This is a genomic window from Spirillospora sp. NPDC000708 (genome assembly GCF_040299565.1).
GTDB lineage: Bacteria > Actinomycetota > Actinomycetes > Streptosporangiales > Streptosporangiaceae > Spirillospora.
Genome location: NZ_JBEPCJ010000254.1, coordinates 1 through 1,109 on the forward strand (window position 1 = coordinate 1; position 1,109 = coordinate 1,109).

At 36.1% G+C, this 1,109-nt stretch carries 1 protein-coding gene; it reads left to right on the top strand.

Annotated features, from left to right (window positions below):
- Positions 1-85 precede the first annotated feature (85 nt).
- On the top strand, positions 86-1,109 hold a 1,024-nt coding region (gene argF, locus ABT299_RS52785), incomplete at its 3' end, for an ornithine carbamoyltransferase (RefSeq protein WP_500255498.1).

Genomic DNA, 1,109 nt, shown 5'->3' on the forward strand with positions numbered 1-1,109 from the left:
TTAGGAAAGAGTGAATCACTAGCTTATTAATGTAATTTAAAAAATTCATTAAATATAATAAAAATAGAAAAAGGAAGAAAAAATAATGACATCACCACTTATTACAAAAGCAGAAGTAAACTCAGTATTCCAAGGTCGCAGCTTACTTGCTGAAAAAGATTTCACACCAGCTGAAATTAACTACCTTGTTGATTTTGGTCTTCATTTGAAAGCATTGAAACAACAAAACATTCCTCACCACTACCTTGAAGGTAAAAATATTGCCTTGCTCTTTGCAAAAACTTCAACTCGTACACGTGCTGCCTTTACAACTGCTGCAATTGACCTTGGTGCTCATCCAGAATACCTTGGAGCTAACGATATTCAATTGGGAATTAAAGAATCAACAGAAGATACAGCTCGCGTGCTTGGTTCAATGTTTGATGCTATCGAACGTCGTGGATTTTCTCAAAAAGAAGTTGAAGATTTGGCAAAATACTCTGGTGTTCCAGTTTGGAATGGTTTGACAGATGATTGGCATCCAACACAAATGATTGCAGACTTTATGACTGTTAAAGAAAACTTTGGACATCTTAAAGGTTTGACATTAGTCTACGTAGGTGATGGTCGTAACAACATGGCAAACTCACTTATCGTAACTGGTTCTATGCTTGGTGTGAATGTTCATATTGTTGCTCCAGATTCACTTCATCCTACTAAAGAAGTTATGGATATTGCAAATAAATTTGCTGAAAAATCAGGTGCTAAACCTCTTGCAACTTCAAATATTGAAGAAGGTGTTAAAGGCGCAAACATTATTTACTCAGACGTTTGGGTATCAATGGGAGAATCTAACTGGGAAGAACGTGTTAAACTTTTGACTCCATACCGTATCACAATGGATATGCTTAAAATGACTGGAAATGCTGACAATGGTCAATTGATCTTTATGCACTGCTTACCAGCATTCCATGATACTGAAACTGAATATGGTAAAGAAATCAAAGAAAAATATGGTTTGACAGAAATGGAAGTGACTGACGAAGTATTCCGTTCTAAATATGCTCGCCAATTTGAAGAAGCAGAAAATCGTATGCACTCTATCAAAGCAATCATGGCTGCAACTTTGG